Source organism: Neisseria sp. HMSC70E02, assembly GCF_001838645.1.
In the GTDB taxonomy this organism is placed as follows: domain Bacteria; phylum Pseudomonadota; class Gammaproteobacteria; order Burkholderiales; family Neisseriaceae; genus Neisseria; species Neisseria macacae.
Window position 1 is genome coordinate 32,946 of record NZ_KV838080.1, and the last position, 26,172, is coordinate 59,117.

General features: G+C 51.0%; 30 protein-coding genes, 1 tRNA gene and 1 pseudogene. 13 read left to right on the forward strand and 19 right to left on the reverse strand.

What is annotated here, in order from left to right; genetic code table 11:
- From HMPREF3277_RS15205 to HMPREF3277_RS04125, 6 genes are all read left to right on the forward strand, one after another.
- Positions 1-360 (forward strand): hypothetical protein (locus tag HMPREF3277_RS15205; RefSeq protein WP_210401151.1); only part of this gene is annotated, 360 nt, incomplete at its 5' end.
- 53 nt (positions 361-413) lie between these two features.
- Complete coding sequence (locus HMPREF3277_RS13545) at positions 414-623, forward strand: hypothetical protein (protein ID WP_246830754.1); 210 nt, start codon at positions 414-416, stop codon at positions 621-623.
- A gap of 49 nt (positions 624-672) precedes the next feature.
- Positions 673-3,987, forward strand: a complete 3,315-nt coding sequence (locus tag HMPREF3277_RS04110) for a DUF2339 domain-containing protein (protein ID WP_070870117.1) — start codon at positions 673-675, stop codon at positions 3,985-3,987.
- Positions 3,988-4,197: 210 nt separating this feature from the next.
- Positions 4,198-4,578: a putative zinc-binding protein gene (locus HMPREF3277_RS04115; RefSeq protein ID WP_070870118.1), complete on the forward strand. Its 381-nt coding sequence runs from the start codon at positions 4,198-4,200 to the stop codon at positions 4,576-4,578.
- Positions 4,579-4,862: 284 nt separating this feature from the next.
- Complete coding sequence (locus tag HMPREF3277_RS04120) at positions 4,863-5,714, forward strand: DUF1853 family protein (protein WP_070870119.1); 852 nt, start codon at positions 4,863-4,865, stop codon at positions 5,712-5,714.
- Between the two features lie 71 nt (positions 5,715-5,785).
- On the forward strand, positions 5,786-7,045 hold the full coding sequence (locus HMPREF3277_RS04125; RefSeq protein ID WP_070870120.1) for an RsmB/NOP family class I SAM-dependent RNA methyltransferase: 1,260 nt from the start codon (positions 5,786-5,788) through the stop codon (positions 7,043-7,045).
- 228 nt (positions 7,046-7,273) lie between these two features.
- Here HMPREF3277_RS04125 and trxA read toward each other — a convergent pair whose 3' ends face one another.
- From trxA to HMPREF3277_RS04150, 5 genes are all read right to left on the reverse strand, one after another.
- Complete coding sequence (gene trxA / locus HMPREF3277_RS04130; RefSeq protein WP_070859444.1) at positions 7,274-7,606, reverse strand: thioredoxin TrxA; 333 nt, start codon at positions 7,604-7,606, stop codon at positions 7,274-7,276.
- Positions 7,607-7,756: 150 nt separating this feature from the next.
- Positions 7,757-9,325, reverse strand: a complete 1,569-nt coding sequence (locus HMPREF3277_RS04135) for an ABC transporter ATP-binding protein (RefSeq protein WP_070870121.1) — start codon at positions 9,323-9,325, stop codon at positions 7,757-7,759.
- Between the two features lie 194 nt (positions 9,326-9,519).
- Positions 9,520-11,061, reverse strand: coding sequence for a fatty acid--CoA ligase (locus HMPREF3277_RS04140; protein WP_003757868.1), 1,542 nt, complete (start codon positions 11,059-11,061; stop codon positions 9,520-9,522).
- A 153-nt stretch (positions 11,062-11,214) separates the two neighbouring features.
- Positions 11,215-12,231, reverse strand: a complete 1,017-nt coding sequence (locus HMPREF3277_RS04145) for an ABC transporter permease (protein WP_003779285.1) — start codon at positions 12,229-12,231, stop codon at positions 11,215-11,217.
- A 64-nt stretch (positions 12,232-12,295) separates the two neighbouring features.
- Positions 12,296-12,676 (reverse strand): helix-turn-helix domain-containing protein, encoded by a 381-nt coding sequence (locus HMPREF3277_RS04150; RefSeq protein ID WP_003779284.1) that lies wholly within the window; start codon positions 12,674-12,676, stop codon positions 12,296-12,298.
- Positions 12,677-12,811: 135 nt separating this feature from the next.
- On the opposite strand from HMPREF3277_RS04150, the gene HMPREF3277_RS04155 reads away from it, so the two are divergent.
- Together HMPREF3277_RS04155 and HMPREF3277_RS04160 are read left to right on the forward strand one after the other, a co-directional pair.
- Positions 12,812-13,282 carry a hypothetical protein gene (locus HMPREF3277_RS04155; RefSeq protein WP_003779282.1) on the forward strand — a complete coding sequence of 157 codons (471 nt, stop codon included), beginning with the start codon at positions 12,812-12,814 and terminating at the stop codon, positions 13,280-13,282.
- On the forward strand, positions 13,282-13,728 hold the full coding sequence (locus HMPREF3277_RS04160; protein ID WP_003779281.1) for a hypothetical protein: 447 nt from the start codon (positions 13,282-13,284) through the stop codon (positions 13,726-13,728). The genes HMPREF3277_RS04155 and HMPREF3277_RS04160 overlap by 1 nt, the downstream gene beginning before the upstream one ends.
- A gap of 48 nt (positions 13,729-13,776) precedes the next feature.
- On the opposite strand, the gene HMPREF3277_RS04165 is transcribed toward HMPREF3277_RS04160, so the two are convergent.
- The 8 genes from HMPREF3277_RS04165 to HMPREF3277_RS04195 all read right to left on the reverse strand — a co-directional run bounded on the left by HMPREF3277_RS04165 (position 13,777) and on the right by HMPREF3277_RS04195 (position 18,953).
- Positions 13,777-14,829 (reverse strand): ABC transporter permease subunit, encoded by a 1,053-nt coding sequence (locus tag HMPREF3277_RS04165; RefSeq protein ID WP_003779280.1) that lies wholly within the window; start codon positions 14,827-14,829, stop codon positions 13,777-13,779.
- A 91-nt stretch (positions 14,830-14,920) separates the two neighbouring features.
- Positions 14,921-15,571 (reverse strand): phospholipase D-like domain-containing protein, encoded by a 651-nt coding sequence (locus tag HMPREF3277_RS04170; RefSeq protein WP_070870122.1) that lies wholly within the window; start codon positions 15,569-15,571, stop codon positions 14,921-14,923.
- 146 nt (positions 15,572-15,717) lie between these two features.
- Positions 15,718-16,101, reverse strand: a complete 384-nt coding sequence (locus HMPREF3277_RS04175; protein WP_002219725.1) for a hypothetical protein — start codon at positions 16,099-16,101, stop codon at positions 15,718-15,720.
- A 4-nt stretch (positions 16,102-16,105) separates the two neighbouring features.
- Positions 16,106-16,255, reverse strand: coding sequence for a deaminase domain-containing protein (locus HMPREF3277_RS13555; RefSeq protein ID WP_224064527.1), 150 nt, complete (start codon positions 16,253-16,255; stop codon positions 16,106-16,108).
- On the reverse strand, positions 16,252-16,446 hold the full coding sequence (locus HMPREF3277_RS04180) for a phospholipase D-like domain-containing protein (protein ID WP_003757858.1): 195 nt from the start codon (positions 16,444-16,446) through the stop codon (positions 16,252-16,254). The genes HMPREF3277_RS13555 and HMPREF3277_RS04180 overlap by 4 nt, the downstream gene beginning before the upstream one ends.
- A 152-nt stretch (positions 16,447-16,598) precedes the next feature.
- Positions 16,599-17,528: a CobW family GTP-binding protein gene (locus tag HMPREF3277_RS04185; protein ID WP_070870123.1), complete on the reverse strand. Its 930-nt coding sequence runs from the start codon at positions 17,526-17,528 to the stop codon at positions 16,599-16,601.
- Positions 17,516-17,992 carry a Fur family transcriptional regulator gene (locus HMPREF3277_RS04190; RefSeq protein ID WP_019271482.1) on the reverse strand — a complete coding sequence of 159 codons (477 nt, stop codon included), beginning with the start codon at positions 17,990-17,992 and terminating at the stop codon, positions 17,516-17,518. The genes HMPREF3277_RS04185 and HMPREF3277_RS04190 overlap by 13 nt, the downstream gene beginning before the upstream one ends.
- Before the next feature lie 133 nt (positions 17,993-18,125).
- Entirely contained in the window at positions 18,126-18,953 is an 828-nt protein-coding gene (locus tag HMPREF3277_RS04195; protein ID WP_070870124.1) for an SDR family oxidoreductase, read from the reverse strand.
- A 127-nt stretch (positions 18,954-19,080) separates the two neighbouring features.
- Here HMPREF3277_RS04195 and HMPREF3277_RS04200 point away from each other — a divergent pair, with 127 nt between their 5' ends.
- Complete coding sequence (locus HMPREF3277_RS04200; protein WP_070774897.1) at positions 19,081-19,539, forward strand: c-type cytochrome; 459 nt, start codon at positions 19,081-19,083, stop codon at positions 19,537-19,539.
- Positions 19,540-19,770: 231 nt separating this feature from the next.
- On the opposite strand, the gene HMPREF3277_RS04205 is transcribed toward HMPREF3277_RS04200, so the two are convergent.
- Positions 19,771-19,863 (reverse strand) — tRNA-Ser (locus HMPREF3277_RS04205).
- A 165-nt stretch (positions 19,864-20,028) separates the two neighbouring features.
- Between HMPREF3277_RS04205 and HMPREF3277_RS04210 the strand changes: the two genes are divergently transcribed.
- Positions 20,029-20,589 (forward strand): pseudouridine synthase, encoded by a 561-nt coding sequence (locus HMPREF3277_RS04210; RefSeq protein WP_070870199.1) that lies wholly within the window; start codon positions 20,029-20,031, stop codon positions 20,587-20,589.
- 94 nt (positions 20,590-20,683) lie between these two features.
- Here HMPREF3277_RS04210 and HMPREF3277_RS04215 read toward each other — a convergent pair whose 3' ends face one another.
- The 5 genes and pseudogenes from HMPREF3277_RS04215 to HMPREF3277_RS04230 all read right to left on the reverse strand — a co-directional run bounded on the left by HMPREF3277_RS04215 (position 20,684) and on the right by HMPREF3277_RS04230 (position 23,978).
- Complete coding sequence (locus tag HMPREF3277_RS04215) at positions 20,684-21,490, reverse strand: DUF4198 domain-containing protein (RefSeq protein WP_009313193.1); 807 nt, start codon at positions 21,488-21,490, stop codon at positions 20,684-20,686.
- Between the two features lie 137 nt (positions 21,491-21,627).
- On the reverse strand, positions 21,628-21,945 hold the full coding sequence (locus HMPREF3277_RS04220; RefSeq protein ID WP_003763340.1) for a DUF2322 family protein: 318 nt from the start codon (positions 21,943-21,945) through the stop codon (positions 21,628-21,630).
- 87 nt (positions 21,946-22,032) lie between these two features.
- Positions 22,033-22,095 (reverse strand): annotated as a pseudogene (locus HMPREF3277_RS15210) (transposase); the annotation flags it as partial.
- 53 nt (positions 22,096-22,148) lie between these two features.
- Positions 22,149-22,775, reverse strand: a complete 627-nt coding sequence (upp, locus tag HMPREF3277_RS04225; protein ID WP_003744890.1) for a uracil phosphoribosyltransferase — start codon at positions 22,773-22,775, stop codon at positions 22,149-22,151.
- A 162-nt stretch (positions 22,776-22,937) separates the two neighbouring features.
- A complete protein-coding gene (locus HMPREF3277_RS04230; RefSeq protein WP_070870125.1) occupies positions 22,938-23,978 on the reverse strand; it encodes a Gfo/Idh/MocA family oxidoreductase in 1,041 nt (346 codons plus the stop codon).
- A gap of 118 nt (positions 23,979-24,096) precedes the next feature.
- Here HMPREF3277_RS04230 and rbfA point away from each other — a divergent pair, with 118 nt between their 5' ends.
- The 3 genes from rbfA to truB all read left to right on the forward strand — a co-directional run bounded on the left by rbfA (position 24,097) and on the right by truB (position 25,877).
- Positions 24,097-24,468: a 30S ribosome-binding factor RbfA gene (gene rbfA / locus HMPREF3277_RS04235; RefSeq protein WP_003685554.1), complete on the forward strand. Its 372-nt coding sequence runs from the start codon at positions 24,097-24,099 to the stop codon at positions 24,466-24,468.
- Between the two features lie 82 nt (positions 24,469-24,550).
- Positions 24,551-24,961 (forward strand): hypothetical protein, encoded by a 411-nt coding sequence (locus HMPREF3277_RS04240; protein ID WP_045075458.1) that lies wholly within the window; start codon positions 24,551-24,553, stop codon positions 24,959-24,961.
- 1 nt (position 24,962) lies between these two features.
- Positions 24,963-25,877: a tRNA pseudouridine(55) synthase TruB gene (gene truB, locus HMPREF3277_RS04245; protein ID WP_070870126.1), complete on the forward strand. Its 915-nt coding sequence runs from the start codon at positions 24,963-24,965 to the stop codon at positions 25,875-25,877.
- Positions 25,878-26,172 lie beyond the last annotated feature (295 nt).

The window sequence follows — 26,172 nt, forward strand, 5'->3', positions numbered from 1 at the left end:
GCGGCTTACTGCCCTCTCCCTAACCCTCTCCCACCGGGAGAGGGGACAAAATTAGTTGAAAACTCTAAAAACGGTTGGGTTTCAGCATCCTCAATCCCTCTCCCGCGGGGAGAGGGGACAAATTGGTTGAAAATCCAAAAACGGTTGGATTTCAGCATCCTCAATTTCCTCTCCCACGGGAGAGGGAACAAATTGGCCGAAACCCTAAAAATGGTTGGGTTTCAGCATCCTCAATCTCCTCTCCCACGAAGAGAGGAGACAAAATTGGCGGGAAACCCAAAGCATGGTTGGGTTAATGAGGCATTAGATTTTCTTTCGAAAAATATGGGTATCAAAAAAGCCTTGAAACTTGGTGGCTAGACAAACCGTACCCTATCGAAGCTAACGCCTATAATAAATAGTCCGTATCAAGCATGGCAAGTTCACAGGACTTGCGCCTGATTCCACGATATAAAGCCTATATTCATGATAAACAGCAGGACGAAACCCATCGACTAGGTCGTCTGAAATCCAATTTCGCTTTTCAGACGACCTTGTGCCGTAAATTAATTCTGCAAATACAATGTTGCTTACCGCACAACAGCTTTTCCTACCGTTACGCCTTCTATACATCCTTCTCATGACAAGAATGCTACAATTGGCATATTTTTACCGTTATCGGACAGGTGTTTTATGCAGTATTTCTGCCTACTCATCCCCATCCTCATTGGCTATTTTCTTGACGAAATGACCGTCGGCGTCATTTTCGGCTCTATTTTATGGTTGTTTGCGCGGGAACTCGGCAAACCGCGTCAGGAAGAACATGATGCAAAACTGCAAAACCTGGAAAAAGAAATCGAGTTGCTGAAGCTGCGTTTGACGGCTTTGGAACACGAATCCGTTCATGATAAAGCAGAAGTTGGGCAGGCTAGGAAACTGCGTGCTGTTTTGTCCGAACATGCCGACGATATTCAGACGACCCCTGCGCCACTTCATGAGAAGGTTGAACCTATTGCAACTGCGGACAATGCGTCCGTCGAGCCGGTCGTCGCACCCTCTTTTTCTACACCTGTTCCCCCTGTTTCCGCCGAACCTTCCGTGCAGCCCGAACCTGCTCTGTACGCAGACAGCGTAGAAACACCTGCCCAAGTTTCCGCTATTCAAGAAGACGAACGCAAACAAGACGCGCCTGTCCTGCAAACGTCGTCTGAAAACGAAGCGCCGATGCCGTCTGCAAATACATCAGAAAACATCGACGCAGATTCTCGTGAAACCGTTATCCATAAAGAGGAAGGTTTCGATTTCAAATTCTCCGAAAATCCCATTGTTGCTTGGTTCCTGCGCGGCAATCCGCTGCTGAAAACCGGTATCGTGGTGCTGTTCCTCGGCTTGGCATTCCTTTTGCGCTATGCTTCCGAGCGGATTTATGTACCGGTGGAAATGCGTTACCTGACTGTGGCAGGCGCGGGTCTGGCGGCGGTTATCGGCGGCTGGAAGCTGCAAAGCCGCAAACGCGAATACGGCTTGGTGTTGCAAGGCTTCGGCGTGGCGGTGATGTATCTGACCTCTTTGGCGGCGTTGAAACTGCATCCGCTGCTGCCTGCACCGATCGTATTCGTACTGATGGTGGCGATGGTTGTATTGATGGCGTTGTTGGCAATCAGGCAGAACGCGCAGATTATGGCGCAGGTCGCCTTGGTCGGCGGTCTGGCGGCGCCCATCCTGGTATCGGACGGCAGCGGCAATTATTTGGTGCTGTTTTCCTACCTTTCCCTGCTCAATGCCGGCGTAGCGGCGATTGCTTGGTTTAAGGCATGGCGGCCGCTGAACCTGACGGGTTTCGCCGGAACTTTCGCCATCGCCGCGTTGTGGGGCATGCAAAGCTATACGCCGCAGCATTTCGCCACCACCGAGCCTTTCCTGATTTACCACTGGCTGCTCTACACCTTCATCGCCTATCTGTTCGCCCGCCGCAAGCTGATGGAAAGCCGCGAAGACACGCTCGCACCCGTTGCCGACAATGCGACGCTGGAAGAAATTTGGAACAGCATCTGCTCCCACGGCCTGCGCGTCCACGTCCTCGACCATACTTTATTGTTCGGCACGATGGCGGCGGCGTTCGGACTGCAATACCGCATGGTGGAACACTGGCCGTCTGCGGACGCATTCTCCGCGCTGGGCTTCGCCGCCGTTTACGGACTTGCCGCGCTGATGCTGAAACGGCAACAGGGTTTGTATATCCTGCGTCAGGCGTTTTTTGCCCTGTCGCTGCTTTTCCTCACGCTCGCCGTTCCGCTTCACTTTGAACGCGGCAACACCGTCATCCTGTGGACGGTAGAATCCGCGCTCGTGTATTTCTTCGGGCTGCGCCAACAGCGTCCGCATATGCGTTTGGGTGCGCTCGTCGTTTATCTGCTGGCGGCGCTGACCCAACTGAGCGGTTATCAGGAGGGAGGATCCACCATCCTGCACGGTCAATGGTTCACCACCCTGCTGACCCTGTTCGGCGGCGCGGCAATTTACCTGCAGTGGCACCTCTACCGCCGTAAAGGCTCGGCGCAATGGGAACAGACGCTTCAAAACGCAACCCTCTGCGCCGCCCTGCTCTACACATCCATCCTGCCTTTACTGTTTTTCGCGGAACGCGGCAGCATCATCATTTTCTCTGCTTTGGTGGCAGCTTGGGCGTTCTGCCGAGGCAAAGGCAAGTCGGACGTGTTCAGCACATTCGCCTTGGGCAATGCAATCTTTATCCTGCTCTTCCAAGCCTCGATTAATAATGAATCCAACGGCTTCCTGACACACTGGCACCTCTTTGCCGCCGCGCCACTGCTGTTTGCTGCAGCCTACAGGCTGCAATATCCGCGCGTCCAAACCGAAGCATCGGAAAACCAAGACAAACAAGACCAAACCCTCCCGTTCTCGCAGATTGCAGGCTGGGCCATCCTCGTTATCGCCCTGATGTTGGGCGGCTTCGCCACCTATACCCAATGGACGGGCGAAGAAACCCTGTTCATCGAGCTTTGGGCATTGCCGATATTCACCACCTTGCTGTTGCTTGCCAACCGTTTGAACTGGAAAGAGCTTTTTCAGACGACCTTGGCATTCCTGCCCCTATTTGCCCTGCACTTCATCGGCTATCACCTCGAACACCTATGGACAGCCGCCGCAGCCCTGCCGCTTGCCGCCGCCACCGTGTTGAACTTCGTCATCCTGAATAACCGCCAAACCCATGCGCCTATCGGCTTGCACAAACTTAACATCATCCTGATCGGCATCCTTTGGTCGCTTTGGGCAGGAATGTATGTCGGCGATCGTCTCGACGGCGTTTGGTCGCAGCTCTCGTGGCTTGCCGTACCGCTGATCATGTGGGTCGTCCTTCATACGCAGCGGCAGCTCGTCTTTTTCAGACGACATCAAGCCACCTATCAGCATTTCGCCCTGCCGATAGCCGCCCTTGCCGCCGCAAGTTGGATGATATGGACAAACTTCTCCACTCCGTTCCAACCTGCGCCGTTGCCGTATATCCCGCTGCTTAACCCGCTGGAGCTCGCCTGCGCCGGAATGCTGTGGTTCGCCCTGAAGTCCCTGCCCGAAGCCCTGCCTTTGGAATACCGTCGCGTGAACGCGCCCGGCGTCGCCGCACTCGCGTTCATGGTCATCAGCGCGGGCGTGATGCGCCTGTGGCATTTCTACGACGGCATCACTTGGCGCCTCGACATCATGCTCCAATCCTTCGGCCTGCAAGCCAGCCTCTCCGTCGTGTGGGCAGTGACCGCCATCATCCTGATGGTGTACGGCAACCGCCGCAAACTGCGCCCCTTCTGGATAACCGGCGCAGCACTGATGGCGATTGTCGTCGTCAAGCTCTTCCTCATCGAGCTTTCCAACAGCGGCGGCATCGCCCGCATCGCCTCCTTCATCATCGTCGGCGTGCTGCTGCTCTTGGTCGGCTGGTTCGCGCCCGTTCCGCCCAAAGCAGTGGAAAACGAAGAGGACAAAGCATAGCCCAGTCCCCAAAGAAAAGGTCGTCTGAAAACCGACAGCAAGTTTTGCTAGAATATTTTCAGACGACCTTCAGGCATCCCGAATCCAACCCGGCATGGCAGAAAATCCGACCACTTTTGTCAGGCCTGCTTCAATCTGAGCGTGCTTTACCGATTATTGATGGATTAAAATACACATACAAAATGAAACAGGCTAAAGAGGAGATTAGAAATGCCCAACCGCAGCGAACTTCCGTTGATTTATTCCTGTTCCGGATGTTCTGACGTAGCGCAACTTGCCAACAATACCGCCGTAGCACTCGATCACGCCGGCGAATTTGAAATGTCGTGCATTTCCGGCGTAGGAGGCAAAGTTGCACCTTTGGTACGCAAAGCGCAGTCCGGCAGGCCGATGCTGGTCATCGACGGCTGCCATCTGCATTGCGCCAAGTCGTGTTTGGAAAACGTAGGCGTCGAAATTTCAGAAGAACACCACGTCAAACTCTATGATTTGGGCTACAAAAAGCGTTTTGGCAAAAGCTATGACGAAGCGGCGGTAGAAGAAGTCTATCAATATGTCTTAACTAAAAAACACAATGTGTTAAGCAACTAGCCACCTTTTCCCCAAGCAATCCGTCTGCAAAACCTTCAACACAAACCCGAACGGATGACAACCGTTTCAAAACAAAGGTCGTCTGAAAACCGATAGCAAGTCTCGCTAAAGCGTTTTCAGACGACCTTTTTTAATAGGGAGAACGTTACCGCCCGATTGCCAACTTGTTCAATATCTTGAAGGGGAAAAACAATTGCTGCTTAGACGGTACAGCGGGCTTACAGGTTTCAACTTCATGTTCAATATTATAAAATCCATCACCTTCCCGACATTCGCACCGCCCCATGAACTACGCCCTAGATGCCCTATGGTGGAAACTCACCAACCCGTCCGTCCGCGCCCTCGCCACCCTGCTGACCGCTCCGCCGCTTTGGCAAAGCGGCTGCGAATTGAGCGTCCGCACACTATTGGGCGAACACGGCTTCCGCTATCTTTTGGATTTGGACGGCAATCCCTCCCCCTTAGACGACTATCTCGCCGAACACGCCCCCTTCGGCAACCGACTCGGCATCTACGCCGAACGCCTGCTCGTATTTTGGTTCGCCCATGCACCGCATACCGAATTGCACGCCTATAACCTGCCCGTGTTTTCAGACGACCTCACGCAAGGCGCCGCCGATTTGATCGCCTCCATCAACGGCAAACCCTATCATATCGAACTGACCTGCAAATATTACGGCAGCGGCAGCGGCAAATCCGCAGACCTGTGCGGACTCAATTCCAAAGACACCCTCGCCGCCAAAGCCGCCAAACTGCCCCGCCAACTCGCCCTGCTTCAATCCCACGAAGGCAGCGAAACCCTGCGGCAAAACCGCCTCCCCGACGCGCCGAAACCCGCCTCAATCATACGCGGCATCGGCTTTTTCCCCGTCGGCGCAGATTCCGCCGAAGCCCCGCTGAATCCATACTGCTGGCGCGGCGTCTTTATCCGAGACTGGTCGGCATATCCGACCACCGAGGGCGCACACTACCACCTCATCGACCGCATGGCATACCTTGCCCCCGCCCGCGTCGCCGAGGCGCAAACCCTGTCCGACCGAGACGTCCGCCAAATCGAAAGCGGCTTAATCGCCAAACTCGAATTGCGCCCCGACGGCTTTTGGCATGAAATCGAACGCATCATGAAGGTCGTCTGAAACCTGATTCAACGTTTTCAGACGACCTTTCCAGTATAATCCAAGCCTTTTCCCCCGATTGCGAACCCACCATGACCCCGATCCAACTCGACCATACCGCCAAAGTGCTGGCTGACATGCTGACTTTCAAACAGCCTGCCGATGCCGTTCTGTCCGGCTACTTCCGCGAACACAAAAAACTTGGCCGCCAAGACCGCCACGAAATCGCCGAAACCGCCTTCGCCGCCCTGCGCCATTATCAAAAAATCAGTGCCATCCTGCGCCGTCCGCATGCCCAGCCGCGCAAAGCCGCGCTTGCCGCGCTCGTTCTCGGCAGAAGCACCAACATCAGCCAAATCAAAGACCTGCTCGACGAAGAAGAAACCGAGTTCCTCAGCAGCCTCAAAGCACGCAAAACCGAATTTTCAGACGACCTCCATACCACCGCCGAATTGCCGCAATGGCTGGTGGAGCACCTGCAAAAACATAACAGCGACGAAGAAATCCTCGCCTTCGGCCGCAGCATCAACCAAGCCGCGCCGCTCGACATCCGCGTCAACACGCTCAAAGGCAGACGCGACAAAGTGCTGCCGCTGCTTCAAGCCGAAAACCCCGATGCAGAAGCCACGCCCTATTCCCCTTGGGGCATCCGCCTGAAAAACAAAATCGCCCTCAACAAACACGAATTGTTTTTAGACGGCACGCTTGAAGTCCAAGACGAAGGCAGCCAGCTCCTCGCCCTGCTCGTCGGTGCCAAACGCGGCGAAATTATTGTCGATTTCTGCGCCGGCGCAGGCGGCAAAACCCTCGCCGTCGGCGCACAAATGGCAAACAAAGGCAGAATATACGCCTTCGACATCGCCGAAAAACGCCTTGCCAACCTCAAGCCCCGCATGACCCGCGCCGAACTGACCAACATCCACCCCGAACGCATCAGCAGCGAACACGACAGCCGCATTGCCCGCCTGACCGGCAAAGCCGACCGCGTTTTGGTCGATGCCCCCTGCTCCGGCTTAGGCACGCTGCGCCGCAACCCCGACCTCAAATACCGCCAGTCGCCCGAAACTGTCGCCAAACTTTTGGAACAGCAACACAGCATCCTCGATGCCGCCGCCAAACTGGTCAAACCGCAAGGCAGGCTGGTTTACGCCACTTGCAGCGTATTGCCCGAAGAAAACGAAATGCAGGTCGAACGCTTTTTGGAAGAACACCCGGAATACGAACTCCTCGACTGCGCCGACCTGCTCGCCGGTTTGAAAATCGATTTGAACACCGGCAAGTACCTGCGCCTCGATTCGGCAAAACACCAAACCGACGGATTCTTCGCCGCCGTTTTGCAACGCAAGGAATAAATGTTCAAACAAGGCGTAAACACACGAAAGGTCGTCTGAAAACCTGATACTAGGTTTTCAGACGACCTTTTTGGCGCAGATTAAAACGAATTTAATCGGGCAATGCCCGTTTGCCGAAATCCTCGAACGATAAAGAAGAGAACGGGCAAAGCATCCCGTTTCCCTAAAATCCAAACATACAAAAAGGTCGTCTGAACATTTTCAGACGACCTTTTGCGTTGTTGAAACTTAAGCCAAAGAAGCGTTTACAAATGCAGTCAATTGACCTTTTGCCAAAGCGCCGACTTTGGTGGCGACGTTTTCGCCGTTTTTGAACACCATCAGCGTCGGGATACCGCGTACGCCGAATTTGGCGGGGGTGGCTTCGTTTTCGTCGATGTTGAGTTTGACGACTTTCAGACGACCTTCAAATTCGGCGGCGATGTCGTCCAAGATCGGAGCGATCATTTTGCAAGGGCCGCACCAAGGTGCCCAGAAGTCGAGCAATACGGGTACGTCGGATTTCAAAACGTCTTGTTCGAAATTTGCATCGGAGGTGTGGATAATCAGTTCGCTGCTCATGAGTTTTTCCTTTTTGTGTCAAATTGAATCAGATGTTGTGCAGGATAGGGCTTGGGGCTGAAAATTTCAAGTGTCGCAAAAGTGTAATAGCTTTTTTGTAAGGTTGCCATCGGGATTGGCTAATGTTTTTCAGACGACCTATCTGACAGTTCAACCTGCCCTAAAGCTCATCAGATGGCGCGTGTAATCGCTGGAAGGGTTGGCAAATACGGTTTCGCAGCCGCCCTCTTCGACGACTTTGCCGTCTTTCAAGACCATCACGCGGTGCGACAGGGCGCGGATGACGGCGAGGTCGTGGCTGATGATGATGAGGCTGAGACCGTATTGTTTTTGCAAATCGGCGAGTAGCTCCAGAATCTGTTGCTGCCATTGTACGTCGAGCGCGCTGGTGGGTTCGTCCAAAACGAGGATTTTCGGGCGGACGATGATGGCACGGGCGATGGCGAGCCGCTGGCGTTGTCCGCCGGAAAAGGCGTGCGGATAGCGTTCGAGCGCGTCTTCGGGCAGCCCGACCTGCCGCAATACGTCTTGCACACGCTGCCGCATTTCTGCGCGGGACAAATCGGGTTCGTGAACGCGCAGGGCTTCGGAAACGATATTAAAGACGTTCATGCGCGGGTTGAATGCGCCGAACGGGTCTTGAAACACCATTTGGATGTCGCGCCTCGATTCGCGCGTCCAGGCTTCGCCGTTGATTTTCAGACGACCTTCCGCGTCGATAAGGTGCATCACGGCTTTTGCCAGCGTGGTTTTGCCGCAGCCGCTTTCGCCGATGATGCCCAGCGTTTCGCCCGCTTTCAAATCGAAGGAAACCGGCTCCAGCAGGGTTTTGCTGCGTTTTTTAAACCAGCCCGCCGTTTCTTTGACGGCAACGGAAAGCTGCTCCGCCTGCAAGACGGTGGCGGGCTTGTCCGCCAAAGGTACGACTTTGCGCGCGGCACCGGCGTTCAACAGCATTTGCGTGTATTCGTGTTGCGGACGTGCGAACACTTCCGCCGCTGCGCCCGTTTCGACAATGCGTCCACCGCGCATCACGGCGACGTCGTCTGCAAAGCGGCGGACAAGGTTCAGGTCGTGGGTGATGTAGAGCATGGTCATGTTGTGCGCCTGCTGCAAACGCGCCAACAAATCGAGAATCTGCGCCTGCACGGCGACATCCAAGGCGGTGGTCGGTTCGTCGGCAATCAGGAGCTTGGGTTCGGCGGCAACCGCCATCGCAATCATTGCCCGCTGCCGCTGTCCGCCGGAAAGCTGGAAGGGATAGGCAAAGGCTTTCTGCTCCGGCTCGCGGATGCCGGTTTCCGCCAAAAGTTCGACCGCCCTCGCCCATGCCTGTTTTTTGTCCAAACCCAGATGCAGGGTCAGCACTTCGGCAATCTGCGCGCCGACGCGCATCACGGGGTTGAGCGCGGTCATCGGTTCTTGAAACACCATACCGATTTCCCGCCCGCGCAGCTTTTGCAGGGCGCGTTCGGATTGGGTCAGCAAATCGTTGCCGTCGAATTTCAGAGTGCAACGCCTCCCTGTGGGACTGCCTTCAAACGACACCAGCGGATTCAGCCGCATAATGCCCTGCGCCAACACGGTTTTACCGCTGCCGCTCTCGCCGACCAATGCCAGTTTCCTGCCGGTCTGTACGGTCAGGCTGACATCGTGCAGGACTTGCTTGCCGGGGAAAAAGGCGTTTAGGTTTTCAATTTCAAGGATGGGTTTCGTCATGGTATCGAGGTCGTCTGAAAACGGAAAACGGGTGGAATCAAATCGGCAATACCCGCCGCACGGGCAGAAATCTTTACGAAGCAATAAGCCAATATCTGGTGATGAACAAAAAATGTGCCTAACAGACATCGACTTTCTGCTTTTCAGACGACCTCTGATTCAAACCCGCAAACCGAGGTCGTCTGAACGCTTAATTATTTCTGAAACTGCTCTTTCAACACCCGTTTCAACACTTTGCCCGTGGCGTTTTTCGGCAGTTCGTCTTTAAAGTAAATCTGTTTGGGGATTTTGAAATTCGCCAAATGTCCGCGCAAATGGGCGCGCACGTCGGCTTCGTCCAACGTTTCACCGTCTTTGAGTTGGATAAAGGCGATGATTTCTTCGTCGGCGTATTGGTCTTTCACGCCGATGACGGCTGCGGCTTCGACGGCGTCGAGTTTGTAAATCGCCTCTTCGATTTCGCGCGGATAAACGTTTTGCCCTTTGGAAATAATCAGGTCTTTTTTGCGGTCGACGATAAAGATAAAGCCGTCTTCGTCTATCGTGACAAAATCGCCTGTTTTCAGCCAGCCGTTGACGATGGCTTCGTCCGTGGCATCGCGCATATTCAGGTAGCCCTGCATGACCGAACCGCCTTTGACGATGAGTTCGCCCACTTCGCCCGTCGGCACTTCGACCAATTCGTCGTTGACGGCTTTGACTTCCAATCCGGGCAAGGCGATGCCGACGCTGCGGGCTTTTTGCCTTTCGGGCGTGTTGACGGCGACGACGGGCGAGCATTCGCTCAAGCCGTAGCCTTCCAAAAGCTTGGCACGCGGGAACTTCGCTTTAAAGTCGAGGATGGTTTGTTCCGCCAAAGGCGCGCCGCCGCTGATAAACAGACGGACGCGGTTGAACCATCTGAAATACCAAGGGATTTTCGCTTTGCTCATAGCGGTGTAAATCGCGGGTACGCCTAAAAACACGGTCGCGCGTTTGAATAAAACCTGTTTCAAAACATTGGAGAACGGGAAAACGGATTTCACCAAAATAATCGAACACGCCATATAAATCGGCAGCAACACCATAGCTGTCAGCGTAAAGCTGTGGAACATCGGCAGGAACACGACAAAGCGGTCGCGTTTGGTAATCTTAAAGATGCGCTCGATGCCTTCAAGGTTGGAGAACAGGTTGCCATAGCTGATCAATGCGCCTTTTGGGTGGCCTGTCGTGCCGGAAGTGTAAATAATATGCGCCAAATCATCGATTTTCGGTTGGCGGCTCAAATCGGGCGTACCCGAAAAACGGCGCGCTTCTTCAAAACGCACATCGGCTTCATCCGCCGCTTTCGCCTCGCCTATCCAAATGATTTTCTCGACGCGGGTCTGTTTCTTCAGCCCCTTCAACTCTTTCTGCAAACCTGCCGAAGCAAACATAAACCGCGCTTTGCAGTCGTTCAAAATATATGCGTATTCGTTGTTTTTCAAAAACGTATTCATCGGTACGGCAACCGCGCCGATGGCAGAGACGGCAAAATAGGCGCTGATAAATTCCGGCGAATTGGATACCGCCAAAGCCACTTTGTCGCCGAATTTGACGCCCATATTTTGCAGATATGCGGCTACGGCATCGACTTCCTGCTTGAGCGCGTGGTAGGTGGTTTTTTCTTTGTCGTTGAACACCGCAGTACCTTTGCCGTTTTTATGGCAGGCAGCGGCCAGCATTTCGTAGAAGTTTGTGTTGTGTGTTTGATTCATTTGAATTCTTCAAAAATTAAGTGAGTAAAATATTTTTGCGGTCGCACCCATAAACAGGTTTTTCGCCCTGAAAACAAGCTCGGCCTGAAAAGCCATCTATATAGCAGGAAAATGAACTATCGGCTATTTTTTATTCATCCGCAATACGGAAAATCATCCCCTCGCGCGCACGTCAAACGCCTGACGCAAGCCCTCGCCTATCATCACCAGCAAAAGCAGCATAACCGTCAGCGTACCGACGGTAGACAAGCCTATCCACCAAGCGTCCAAGTTGTCCTTGCCCTGCGCCAAGAGTTCGCCCAAGCTTGCCTGCGACGCGGGAACGCCCAAACCGAGGAAATCCAAGCTGGTCAGCGCAAGTACCGCGCCGGAGATGCGGAAAGGCAGAAACGCCAATACGGGCGTCAGGCTGTTGGGCAGGATGTGCCGCCACATAATCGCGCGGTTGCCCACGCCCATCGAACGCGCCGCCAAAACGTAATCTGCCTGACGGTTTTTCAAAAACTCGGCGCGGACGTAGTCCGACAGCCCCATCCAGCCGAACAGCGACAGCAACACCAGCAAAATCAGCAAACTGGGATTAAAAAACGAAGACAGGATAATCAGCAGATAAAGCTCCGGCATCCCGCCCCAGATTTCGATAAAACGCTGCATCAAAAGGTCGGTCTTGCCGCCGAAATAACCCTGCACCGCGCCGGTAATCACGCCGATTACGGTCGTTACCAAAGTCAGCGCAAGGGCGAACAGCAGAGAATCGCGGAATCCGTAAACCAAACGCGCCAAGACATCGCGACCGCGGTCGTCCGTGCCGAGCAAGTGCCTTTCGGACGGACTTGCAGGGTCGGGCTGCGTGTCGAAATCATTGAGCGTATCGGCATCGTAGGGATTGGGCAGATAAACGGCGTAATTGCCGTTTGACGTGATGTTGCCGCGTATCAGCGGGTCGAGGTAATCGGCAGGCGTGTCGAAATCGCCGCCGAACACGGTTTCGTTGTATTCGTTTACCAGCGGAAAATAATATTCGCCCTGATAACGTATCCACAAGGGCTTGTCGTTGCTCCATAAAGGCGCAAGCAGCGCGACGGCGAACAAAACGGCCAAAACCCGCAACGCGAACCAGCCGCGTTTGTGTTGCTTGAAGGCCTGCCAGTAAGAAGTTTGTTTATTCATAGCTTATTATTATGAAGCCGTCTGAAAATTTTCAGACGGCTTATACAATTAGTTTGAAAGAAAATTATGTGTTTCTAAAAGCGGATAATGCTAATTTCAATGCCTCAATTTCACGATCTTTTTGCAGTAACAGTTCATCTTTATGATTCAATATGAGCTGTAATTTTTCTAACTCTATGGCTGTTTCGTTGGCATAGTAATTACTGCTATGCTGACTGTTTTCACTAATTAGGCAAACCAAGTTTTTATCATCAATATTCAGTAACTCCATCAAATTAATACCCAATATGGCAGTAATTCGTTCCAACATTGGAATATTCAGTCTTGTTTTTCCCTGTTCAATTTTCGCATAGCCGTTGGTCGACATGTTCAATTGGGAAGCCATTTCTTCTTGGGTAAGATTGCTCAGTTCACGAACTTTTTTGACTTTTTCATTGATTTGCATAGTTTCCGCTCCAAATACTTTTTGGGTGGGTTATTGGAAAAACTTGTTGGTGGTTCGATTTTTTTCGATATTCTATCATGTAACTCGTATCGTTAATATGCCTTGTATGCGGGTGGGTTATAAAAAGGAAACAATATGTATGAATTAATTGATCCAGAATTCGTTACCAGTCAGAAAATAACAAGTATTTTCAGAAATGCCTATATTGATATTAAGGCAACAGAAAATACTCCCGATTCGAATCTATTTGAATGGCGCATAGTTTTAAGCCCAGATGCTGATACTTTGAGGGTTACACTTAATACCAAAAACCAACGATTGAGTATATGGGCCGGCACTATTTTAGGCGACTATAATGAATTTAAGACTAATGAACTCTTTATTTTGAATCTTATAAATAAAATGAACGAAGGTTTTTTGTTCCGATGCCACATTGATGGTCTAGAAGATTTAGATAAGTACGTTTTTTTAGCTAACATTGGCTATAGCTATGATAAAGGTTTTAATCCTGCTCAGTTTATTGAAGAATGTCGTTTCTTTAACCGTGGTTGGCCTCTACTCTTGGAACATTTAACTACTAAATTTAAAGAAGAAGGTATTTGGTAATGATTAATACACTAGACGCCATTGATGAGGTTTTGAAAAACTCCAACCCGGACGAGTGGCAAAGAAGTGAGGATTCAGGGCTGTTTGTTTATCATTTTGATGTCAATTTAAGGATTGAGCGCGATTCGAATTTCGAAGATTTTTATGAGGATTGGCTTCCTTCTACCCCATTTGATAATATATCGGGTAAAAAACCGGTTTATAAAGTCAAATATATTGTTAAATATAATCAAACGGAAATAGCTCATAAATTTCTGATACTAATTGATGGAGTATATGTACTTATACCGATACCAAAAAAATCCAATGATTTAGGAGGTAGTCTATTTGTTACTTCTGATGATGTAAATTTCGCAAAAATTGTAACAATATGCCCTCCAACGTTATCGCAAGAAATATCTCCAGTCAATGAATATATAAACAGATGTGGTTTTGATATTATTTGAATTTGTAAGTTAATTAATAGGTCGTCTGAATGAATTTTTTCAGACGACCTATTTCTGTCCGCCGAAATGAATGCGCGGATCGACCCACGAATAAGAAATATCCGACACCAATTTTGCCAGCAAACCCATCAGCGTGAACACATACAGCGTCCCCATCACCACCGGATAATCGCGTTTCATCACTGCCTCGTAGGAAAGCAGCCCCAGCCCGTCGAGCGAGAACAAGGTTTCAATCAGCAGGCTGCCAGTGAAAAACGCGCCGATAAAGGCAGCGGGAAAGCCGGTAATCAGCGGAATCATCGCGTTGCGGAAAACGTGTTTCCACAAAATCTGCTTTTCCGGCAATCCCTTGGCGCGGGCGGTATAAACATATTGGCGGCGGATTTCTTCAAGAAACACGTTTTTCGTCAAAACCGTCGTTACCGCCAGACTGCCCGCCACCGAAGCCGTAATCGGCAGCGCCATGTGCCACAGATAATCCTTAATTTTGCCCGCCCACGACAACGTATCGAAATCATCGCCGACCAAACCGCCCTGCGGGAACCACGCAAAAAAGCTGCCGCCGCCGAACAACACCAGCAGCACCAAACCCAACACAAACGGCGGTATGGTATAACCGACCAGCACCACCATCCCCGTTACCGCGTCAAAACGGCTGCCGTCGTGCACCGCCTTGGCAATGCCCAACGGGATACAAATCAAATAAGTCAGGAAAAACGTCCACAAGCCCAAACTCATCGATACCGGCATTTTCTGTTTGACCAGCTCGAACACGGTTTCATGATGGAAAAAACTGTTACCTAAATCAAAACGGGCAAACCGCCACACCATATCCGCAAACCGCGTCAACGGCGGCTTGTCGAAACCGTACAGCGCATTCAACGCCGCCAAATCTTCCGGACTGATGCGGTTGCCGTTTTTCATAATGTTGCCCGCCGTCGCATTCGCAGTCTCGCCGCTGACCGCGCCATGCGTCAACTGCTGCACCATCTGCTCCACCGGCCCGCCCGGCACGAATTGGATAACGGCAAAAGTAATCGCCAAAATCCCCAACAGCGTGGGGATTAAGAGTAATAGGCGGTGGAGGATGTAACGATACATGCTTGGGGTATTCCTCTATTTTGGTTTTAAGGTCGTCTGAAAAGTACGGATTGCTTTCAGACGACCTATACTTTTAATACTTGTAAAAAATTTAACTGATAAGCCAGCTAATAAACCTATCCAGCAAATCTTTCTGATTATTGCCAGCCGCTTCGACCATTTCCAATGTCAAACTATCCGGCCACACAATAAAATATCCGTAACGCCCTTTTTTGATAAGTGCACCGGCTTTCTTACCTGTATCTGTCAAACGGTGGAACTTACCGTCTATTTCCTGCAAACCTGCATGACACAGTTTCGCATTGCATTCTTCCGTTGTTACTCCCCATTTTTCTGCCAGCTTAGCGACAGTCAATGTATCGTATTTTTTAGCAATTTCTATATTCTGATTTTTCTGCGAAACTTGCTCTTTTTCTACTACGTCAACTGAAATTTTAACTTCATCGCTAATACGGATAATACGCTGCGCTTCGCTATAAGCATCTTGATAGACTTCTCCATCTTCACTACGCTTTAATAAGATACCCATTTCATTATTATTTATTTGGCTGAATTCATATAAATTCAGGCTTGTAATAATGCAAGCATCTTCGCTGACATAACATTTTGCATGAAGATTCGGACAATAGCTTGTACGAACATAATTTAAATTTTTCAACCAAGCTGCCTCTGATGGCTGCAATTCACTTTTACCATACTGAAAAATTGTGAGCTTTTCAGACGGCATTGAGCCGTAAATCATGGAACGCGTGCGTGCTGGAGCACACACCTTACGCATGGATTTTAGGTTTCATGCAGGCTACAGCTTGCTGCTGCGGCGGTATAAAAGTATTTTTAGTGATTTACCGTTTTTGGTATTTTTGCCCGACGGGGTTAAAAATACAGTTGCTACTCTTGCTGCATGATATTGGCAAGATTTAATTTAAATGTTTGTTGAATCTTGTTTACATCCTTAGCAAAAATATGATAGTCACTCGAAGAATAGATAGATTTTATTCTATCCAAATTAGTTTGTTGATAACATTTTTTCATTTCCGCGATGAAAAAATTATCTTTTCCTCTTTCATTGAGACAGTTATTTTCTAACAGATAGATTGCCCATGCTGTAAAAATAAATGTACTATCTTCCGGATATTCAGATAAATAAATTTCGAATTCAATTATAGAATATTCAGCTGCTTCAATTAATGTTATATCTAAATCTCTGACAAATTTTTCCGTTATATTTTTAAATAATTTCTTGAATTCTATATAATTTTTTATTTTTTCCATGATTCTATTTTCCTGTAAAAATATTTAATTGAATATTTGGATAGCGATTTCTAAACTCTAAAATAACATTGCTGCAAGATTGACAGGCCTTTAATTCTGTAAATAGATCAATTCTACCTGATACATTACGATTATTTCCGAGTTGCTGTGCTATAGTTTCAAGTAATTTATATTCTCCATTACAATCCGCACATCGATTTTCATGCGGTCTTTGTCTTCTAAAAGCTCTTTTACCCTATCGTTTAATTTTAGATAAGGGCTAATCAAATAAAGCCGTTCCTGTGCATTTTTAATTAACTCCTCCAAGTAATACGTTGTACCGCTGGTATTTAAAAATTTTGCCATTTTCTTCTTTCCTGCAATGTTTATTTGATTTATTCGCGGGCAGAGCCCACGCTACGCAGTTGCTTTATATTATTCTGACAGTTGAAATAATAGACTTCACTATCGCTTAGGTCGTCTGAAAATTGCTGCGGCAAACTTTCAGACGACCTTCCTTATTTCTCCAAAGCCTCTTGCAGTTTTTTCTCAATCAAATCCGCGTCAAACGACTTGGCAATCAGCTCGAAGCGCGAGTCGCGCCGCCATGAGACTTGGTTGGCGCCCCATTGCCCGTCCACCCAGTTGAGCCACACCCATGTGCCGAGCACTTGGAACACGCCTTTGGCGCGGACGAGGCCGTCTGTGAATTTGGGCAGGTCGTTGAAGAAGTTGGTCAGCTTTTCGCCGTCAAAATCGCGTCCGGCGGGGAATGTGAAACCTTGCGACTGGAAGCCCATAGTGTTGTCCGGCAGGGCTTTGAGGCGGTAGCGTGATTTTTCGATAACGGGGATGTCGAGCCATTGGATGTCGAGCTGTGCGTTTTGGACTTCGACCACTTTGGCTTTGGGCGGAAACAGTTTTGCCGCTTTGTCGTGAAATTCGGCAAGCTGTTCAGCAGTGCATAAATCGGTTTTGCTGGCCACCAATACATCGCAGATGCCGATTTGGTCTTTATACAACGCCTGCTGCGCGTAATCAGGGTTGATGAACTGGCGCGGATCGACGACGGTAAAGACGGCGCCGATTTCCAAAAGACTGTCCAGAGGTTTGGCTTTCAATTCGTCGATGACGCTGGCGGCATGTGCCAGTCCGCTTGCTTCAATCATCAGGCGGTCGGGCTTGGCGTCGCGCAGCATTTTCTGCACGGTTACGCCCATTTGCGGACCGGCGGTGCAACACAAACAGCCGCCGGCGATTTCTGCCACGGGGATGCCGTTGTCGCTCAATACGGCGCCGTCAATACCGATTTCGCCGAACTCGTTAACAATGATGACCCATTTTTCGTTCGGGTCTTTCTGTTCCATCAGGCTTTTAAGCGCGGTGGTTTTGCCTGTTCCCAGAAAACCTGAAATCAGGTGGACTTTGGTTTTTTTCACTTCTGACATTTTTTACAGATTCCAGTTAAAACAACGTGTTCTTCTTTCAGCGCAAAGCCGCTTTCGGCAACGCCTGCGCACAATGCCGCCCATTCGTGGCTCAGGGTTTGCTCGTCCGCCGTACCGCATTCGGTGCAGACCAAAATAAACGCGCTATGGTGCGCCTCGGCTTCTTCGTGGTCGTGACAATGGTCGTCGCACTCGTGCTGCGCGTGGCTGCACAAAATATAACCGTTGACCGCCGCCACTTTGTGCAAAACGCCCTGCTCCGCCCAAAAATCAAGGGCGCGGTAGGCCGTCGGCGGCGCAACCACGCCCTCGCTTTGCTGCTGCATCTGCGACAAGACGTTGTAGGCTTTAATCACGCCGCTTTGCTGCAAAACGATATCGAGCACCTGCTCGCGCAAAGCGGTTACCTGTACGCCGTCACGGCGTGCCTGTTCGAGGATTTTTTGTTTGATTGCGTGTTTCATAAAGGCTTTCAGACGACCTTAATATTCTGAACGGAGAGGATTACATTATAACGTGTTTATGTAAGATGCAGATATTCGGAGGTCGTCTGAAACCGAGCGCCACCGTTCAGACGACCCATCCCATCCAATCTGCCTATTTGAACCACGACTTAATCCGTGCAAACAAAGACATACTCTGTTTCTCAAAATTCTCCGCCTGTGCGGGTACGGGCAGCGTATTGCGGATGACTTTCATACCGGCAAAGGTTTGGGCGACAGGCATGATTTCGATGGAGTTGACGTTCATGTGCGCCGGACGCTGATAGAGCCACAAAGCCGTATCCGCAATGTCTTGCGGCTGGATGGACTCGACGTTCTCATAAACCTTTTCCGCCCGCTCGTCATCGCCCTTAAATCGGACGTTGGAAAACTCGGTACCGCCGCACAAACCCGGCTCGATGTTGGTAACGCGGATGTTTTTATCCGCCAATTCCGCGCGCAGGTTCATGCTGAACTGGCGCACAAACGCCTTGGTCGCGCCGTACACGTTGCTGCCCTCGTAGGCATAGCTGCCGGCAATCGAACCCAGATTCATGATATAGCCTTGCTTGCGCTCCGCCATTTGCGGCAGGATTTGGCGCGTCAGGAAAGTCAGACCGACGATATTCGTTTGAATCATGGTTTCCCAATCGCCGAAATCTGCTTTGTCTGCCGTTTCCAAACCCAACGCCAATCCGGCGTTGTTGATCAGGCAATCGATTTCGGCAAAATTTTCAGGCAGGCTGTCGAGCGCGTTGCGTATCGACTCGGTACGCGAAACGTCCATTTCCAAAAGATAAAACCGCTCGCCCAATTCGGCTGCCAATGCCTGCAGTTTCTCGCCGCGCCGTGCCGCGCCGATAACGGAATAACCGGCCTGTACAAACGTGCGGCACATCGCCTCGCCGAAACCGGCTGACGCGCCGGTAACCAAAATCGCCATAACTATTTCCTTTCTTTTCTCGTTTTGTAAACCCATTTCAGGTATGATTGCAACTTTTCAGACGACCTCTTCGGACGTCGTCTGAAAAAATATGAATAACAAAATACTATCACAGGACACCAAAGCCATGAATACCAAACTCTTCTCAGCGGCGCTGCTCGCTGCCCTGACCCTTGCCGCCTGCGGTGGCGGCGCACCCGCGCAACCCAAAGGTCCGATCTCCGAAGACCGTACCACCGCGTTCAAATCCATGATGCCCGAGTTCTCCAGCATGGGCAAAATGGTAAAAGGCGAAGAGCCTTACGACGTGGAAAAATTCAAGCAGGCTGCGGCAACTTTTGCCGAAACCAGCAAAAAACCTTTCACCTTCTTCCAATCTGACGACAAAGGCAACGGACGCGCCCTGCCTGCGGTTTGGTCTGATGCGGCCAAATTTAAAGCCGAAGAGGACAAATTCGCCGCTGCCGTTGAGAAACTGAACGCCGCCGCGCAAACCGGCAAGCTGGAAGAAATCAAAGCCGCTTACAGCGAAACCGGCGCAAGCTGCAAATCCTGCCACGACACCTTCCGCGCTCCGGAAGAATAAGCCGCTGCACTGACATACAAAAAGGTCGTCTGAAATCCGGTTTCAGACGACCTTTTTTTGATTTTTAATGATTGCCGTGCTTAATAATCGGTTTCAACGGCAATCCAGCCTTCGTGCAAACGCTTTCATGTTCTGTAAACGTCAAGTTTGACGGTTTGCCTGTCCGTTATCCTTGTTTTCACAAAACGATAAAAAGAAAACCCGTCAGATAATCGACGGGTTTTCGTATGGTGGCGGAGTAAGAGGGATTCGAACCCTCGATGCAGGTTGACCCCACATGCTTCCTTAGCAGGGAAGTGCCTTCAGCCTCTCAGCCATTACTCCTAAGGAAGTGCGTAATATACTGGTTTGACTCGGACGTGTCAAGCCGAGCCTGAGGGTATTTTTTAACCGTATGAAATCATTTGTATAAAATATAAAGAAGCGTGAAATTGTAGCCCATATACGGCGGCTGGTACAATTCATGCTTGGTTTCAGGATGTGATGAAAATGAATGATTTAATCGTATTGAACAAGCCTTATGGCGTGATTTGCCAGTTTTCGGCGCATGAAAAGTATGGGTGTTTGAAAGATTATGTGGCGCTGCCGGACTTTTATCCGGCGGGACGTTTGGATACGGACAGCGAGGGTTTGCTGCTGCTGACGAACGACGGGCGTTTGCAGGCGCGGATTGCGGATCCTAAGTTTAAACTGGAGAAAACTTATTGGGCGCAGGTGGAAGGTTCGCCTAACGAAGCGAAGCTGGATATGCTGCGGCGCGGTGTGGATTTGGGGGATTTTGTCTCGCGTCCGGCAAAGGTCCGCGTATTGGAAGCGGACGAAGCAGATGTTTTATGGCCGCGCGTGCCGCCTATCCGCGTGCGCAAGTCCGTGCCTGATTTTTGGGTGGAAATTCGGATTTCGGAAGGGAAAAACCGACAGGTCAGGCGGATGACGGCTAAGGCGGGTTTTCCGTGCCTGCGTTTGGTCAGGGTGGCAATAGGTCGTCTGAACCTGTTTGATTTGGGCTTGGTGCTTGGGCAATGGACGTTTGCGCCGCATAAGCCTTGATGAATGGCTGTTTATTAAATTAATTGGCTGATAAAGAGAAAGGTCGTCTGAAACCCCTGCAATACGGTTTTCAGACGACCTTTGTTATTGGATATTAATGATGCGTATGACCGATTTGGAAGGTCAGGGTGGTGTAGTTCGCCTGTTTTTGGCACACGCTTTGATCGGGGAAATCGGCTTTGTGTTCTACGCTGGCTTTCCAGAAGCCTTGACGCAGGGGGATGATGCTGACTTCGCCTTTGTCGTCCGTAGTGTCGGAGAAGGCTTGGGCTTCGGTTTTGTGGGTTTTGCTGCGGTCGCTGGTGTCGAAACCGTCAAATGTGGCGGTAACGGTGGCGTTGGGCAGCGGTTCGCCGTTGAAAAGGACGCGGACTTTGAAGCGTTCGCCGACGTGGACGTTGGCAGGATTATCCAGCGGAACGATTTCCAGATGTTGCCCGACTTGCTTGGTGATGACGGCGGTGTCTGCGCTTTCGTGTCCGACGTTGACAATGTTTTTACCGAACATTCGGGTTTGTTCGCAATAGCTGGCGTCAGGCATTTCTTTAATGCTCGCCTGTTTCCAGCCTGCGCTGTTTTTGGACCAGAAGGTCGGTTGGTATTCGGCGGTAACGAGGTAGCTGCCGTCTTTGACAGGGAGTTTGCTGCGGTATTGGTAGTTGTACGTCCCTTTTTGAATCAGATTTTCTTTGCCTTTTTCGGTAATCAGCTGCATGGGTTTGCTGAAAATGTGCAGGCGGTCTTTGGCGATGGGTTCGAGTTCGGGGAACTCGCCGTAGCCCAATTCGGCTTGTAGGTATTCGCCGCCGTGTGTATGGGCGGTTTCGACCCAGACGCGGTGTGCTTGGGCGGTTGTGCTGAACAGGAGCGCGGATGCGATGAACAATGCGGTTTTTTTCATGGGTTCTCCAAATGTATCGAGTAGAAATTTGATTGGTTATAATATAACAATTTTATTTATAACGAAACGGTTTCATGAAAAAAGGTCGTCTGAAAACAGGATTTCTGTTTTCAGACGACCTTTCGCTTAGCTGATGTTTAAGCGTTAACCGGCTTTAGAAGCAATCTGAGGTTTTCGTTTTTCACTTGCAACAGCAGATCGATATTGGGATGCTTGCCCGGATTGGCTTGCGCGTCGGCAACATGTTCGGCAAACCAATCCAAACCCTGCGCAGCAGCTGCGGCATCGAGCTTGCCGCCGAAATTTAATGCCAAAGCGTTATACAGTTTGAGCGAGCCTTGCTTGCCGGGCGCGTTAGGGATGTGATGGACGGCTTTGCCTTGTGCGTCGAGGATGTCGAGTCCACTCAAATGACCGATGTCGGGCATGGCGGCGAGGTTGTCTTGGAAGCTCATGGTTGTCCTTTCTAACATGGGATTTTCAACGAAAAATACCTTGTATAGTGGATTAACTTTAAACCAGTACGGCGTTACCTCTCCTTACCGTACTACCTGTACTGTCTGCGGCTTTGTCGCCTTGTCCTGATTTATGTTAATTCCACTATAAAAAGGTCGTCTGAAAACCATACATTCAGTTTCAGACGACCTCAAATCACGAATCAGCGCGTACCGAAAATCTTATCGCCCGCATCGCCCAAGCCGGGGATGATGTAGCCGTTTTCGTTCAGATGGCTGTCGAGGGCAGCGGTGTAGATGGTGACGTCGGGATGCGCTTCATTGACGGCTTTGACGCCTTCGGGCGCAGCAACGAGTACCAACGCTTTGATATTTTTGCAGCCTTTCGCCTTCAACAAGTCGATGGTAGCCACCATAGAACCGCCGGTCGCGAGCATGGGGTCGATAATCAGCGCGGGGCGTTCGTCCATGCTGTCCACGAATTTTTCAAAATAGGAAACGGGTTTGAGCGTTTCTTCGTCGCGCTGCAATCCGACCACGCTGATTTTGGCAGTCGGAATCAGGTCGAGCACGCCGTCGAGCATACCCAAACCGGCACGCAAAATCGGCACGACGGTCAAGGTTTTGCCCTTGATGCGGTCGCCTTCGATTTGACCGCACCAGCCGTCGATAATGTATTTTTCAATTTCAAAATCACGGCTGGCTTCGTAAGCCATCAGGCGCGCCAGCTCGGTAGTGAGGGTGCGGAATTTGTAAGTGCTGCAATCGGCCTCGCGCATGAGCGTGAGTTTGTGGCGGACAAGGGGGTGATTGATAACGGTTACGTTCATTTGGCAGGCCTCGGATTGTTTTTGAATGGGGGTGATTATACTTTTTTTTATAACGAAACAAAATAAAGGATACGCAACGGCGGCTTATTTTCTGCGATCTCCAGGCTTACGTTTCCCCAATGGTTTTGCCCCGCCCTCCTATCCGGCGGTTTAAACCGCTCCCTACACCTTTACCCGACACCCCGACTTCGCGCTTTCATATACTTTCTCCAGCAGCCCCAACACATCCGCCACTTGGCGCGGCTGCACCGCTGCGGGAGATTTGCCTTGCAGCGCGTCATAAAGGTTTTCATAAAACGCCGCATAATTGCCGCTGACGCTTTCGATTTTCTTGCGGACGACCACCCCGTCGATTTCGGTATGCAGGATGCCCCATTCGTCTTCCAGTTCACGGTTCCACACTCCGACGGGTTGCGCGCCGCCGAGCAGCAGGGCTTCTTGGTTGTCGGCGTTTTGTTTGACGTATGACCCGCGTTTGCCGTGCAAGGTCATGAACGGCAAAGGTTCGCGGGCATATTTGCTTGCAGTCAGGGCGACTTTTTTGCCGTCGGCGTAATAGAGCGCGATATAGAAATTGTCGTCGCTGACTGCTCCTTCATGCTGATAGCGCACGTCGGCATAAAGCTCGTCGGGCATCCCGAAAACATCGACCGCCATATCCATGAGGTGCGAACCCAAATCGTACACCAGCCCCACGCCCGCCTCGCCGGTTTCCTTCCAGCGTTTTTTGTTCAATGCAGCCGCATAACGCTCGAAACGGAACTCTGCATCCACAATTTCGCCCAAAAGGTCGTCTGAAAGCAGTTTTTTGGCGGTCAGCGGCGCGCTGTCCCAGCGGCGGTTTTGGTAAACGGTCAGCAATACGCCCTGCCGCTCGGCAAGTTCCGCCAATTCCAAGGCTTGCGCCGCCGTGACGCACAACGGTTTTTCCACCACCACATTTTTACCCGCACGCAAAGCCTGAGCGGCAAAATCGAAATGCGTCTGGTTCGGCGTGGTCACGATCACCAAATCCACATCGTCAGTAAGCAACTCCTCAAACGAACGCACGGTCTGCGCCTGCGGCAGGACTTCCTGCGCCCTATTGCCGCTGCGTTCAAACACACGCATGACTTCAAACCGCGAATCCGCACGCCAAAACGGCAGATGGAACACCTGCGCCGACATGCCGAACCCCGCCAATCCGATTTTGATTTTCTGCATAGCCAAACTCCTTTTCAGACGACCTCAAATTGCCGTATATCCGTTATAATACCGCACTTATTTCACACAGGCGGTCTGAAAACAAAGTTGAAACGGCCGCCGCCGTTTAAGGAAAACCATGAGAAAACCGCAACGCGGCTATGCCCGCCAAGACCGTGTCAAAGAACAAATCATGCGCGAACTGGCCGAGCTGGTCCGCACCGGCCTGAAAGACCCGCGCGCAGGCTTCATCACCATCAACGAAGTCGAAGTCACCCGCGATTACAGCCACGCCACCGTGTTCTACACCGTCCTCGACGACAGCACCCGCGACATCACCGAAGAAGCCTTGGAACACGCCAAAGGTCATTTGCGCAGCGAGCTGGCGAAACGCATCAAACTCTTCAAAACGCCGGAACTGCACTTCAAATACGACGAATCGCTCGAACGCGGCATGAGCATTTCCAGCCTCATCGACCAAGTGGCGGCGGAAAAGCCGGTGGAAGATTAAAAATAAAGCTCTTCTGAACACCCGGTATTAAAACCGAAGATCTGTTTCAGACGGCCTCCTTGCTCTGCTTTAGGATATATCCATGACCTTTCCCGAATTTCTATTGTTTTTAGTCTTTTTCTCCTATTGTGCCTGCTACGCTTTCAGTTTGCGCAAAGGGACAACTGTCTTTAATACCGCATCGGGCAACGAAATCCACATAGGTAAAAACGGGCATTACTCGGTTTGGCATGATGGAGACGGACAAATCCCCTTCCGCATCACCGACCTAAACGGGCGGGAAGCACCTCTCTCCAAACCGCTGTTTCATGCCAGTTTCCGCCGTACCGGCGGCCGCATCACGCTTTTAAAGCAAGGCCGTCTGAAAAAAGGCAGCTACACAGTAGAAACACCAAATCCGCACAGCCACATCATCCTCAGAAAAACAATATCGGAAACGCCGATCATCCTACTCGGCACTTCCATCTTATCCCTTTCCTTCCTCCTTCACTGACATGACCGCCAAACCCGCCAAACGCCCCGTCAACGGCGTCCTTCTGCTCGACAAGCCCGAAGGACTTTCCAGCAACACCGCCCTGCAAAAAGCCCGCCGCCTCTACAACGCCGAAAAAGCGGGGCATACCGGCGTACTCGATCCTTTGGCGACCGGACTTTTGCCCGTCTGCTTCGGCGAAGCGACCAAGTTCGCCCAATACCTGCTGGATGCCGACAAAGCCTACACCGCCACGCTGAAACTTGGCGAAGCCAGCAGCACCGGCGATGCAGAAGGTGAAATCATCGCCACTGCCCGCGCCGATATTTCCTTAGCCGAATTTCAGACGGCATGCCAAGCCCTGACGGGCAACATCCGCCAAGTGCCGCCAATGTTTTCCGCCCTCAAACACGAAGGCAAACCGCTGTACGAATACGCCCGCAAAGGCATCGTCATCGAACGCAAACCGCGCGACATCACCATTTACGCCATCGACATCACCGAGTTTGACGCGCCCAAAGCCGTCATCGACGTACGTTGCAGCAAAGGCACCTACATCCGCACCCTCAGCGAAGACATCGCCAAACACATCGGCACGTTCGCCCACCTGACCGCCCTGCGCCGTACGGAAACCGCCGGTTTCACCATCCGCGAAAGCCACACGCTCGAAGCCTTGGCAGAATTAAACGAAACCGAACGCGACGCCCTGCTCCTGCCCTGCGACGTTTTAGTGCGGCACTTCCCCAAAATCGAACTGAACGACCGTGCCGTAACCATGCTCAAATGCGGCCAGCGCCCGCAGTTTATCGAGGACATCTCCGCCGATCAGCCCATCCGCGTTTACGACAGGAGCGGAACATTTATCGGCTTGGTGGAATACCAAAAAGAAATCGGCCGCCTCAAAGCCCTGCGGCTGATGAATACGGCGAAAGACTGAATGGTTTGATGATCAAATGAAAATATAGGAAAGGTCGTCTGAAAAACAGGAAAACCGGTTTTCAGACGACCTTTTTTTGCAAACTATGTTTTGGTTGCCAGCCGGTCTAGAAAAGATAACGCGATGTAGCGTGGGCTTTGCCCACGAAGATGATAAGTAAAAAAGCTGCCGAAACTTTCTCTATTATCCGCGGGCAAAGCCCGCGCTACGGGTTTCAACCGACCATAGTGCAATGAATGCAAAACAGGTCGTCTGAAAACGTATAGTGAATTAACTTTAAACCAGTACGGCGTTG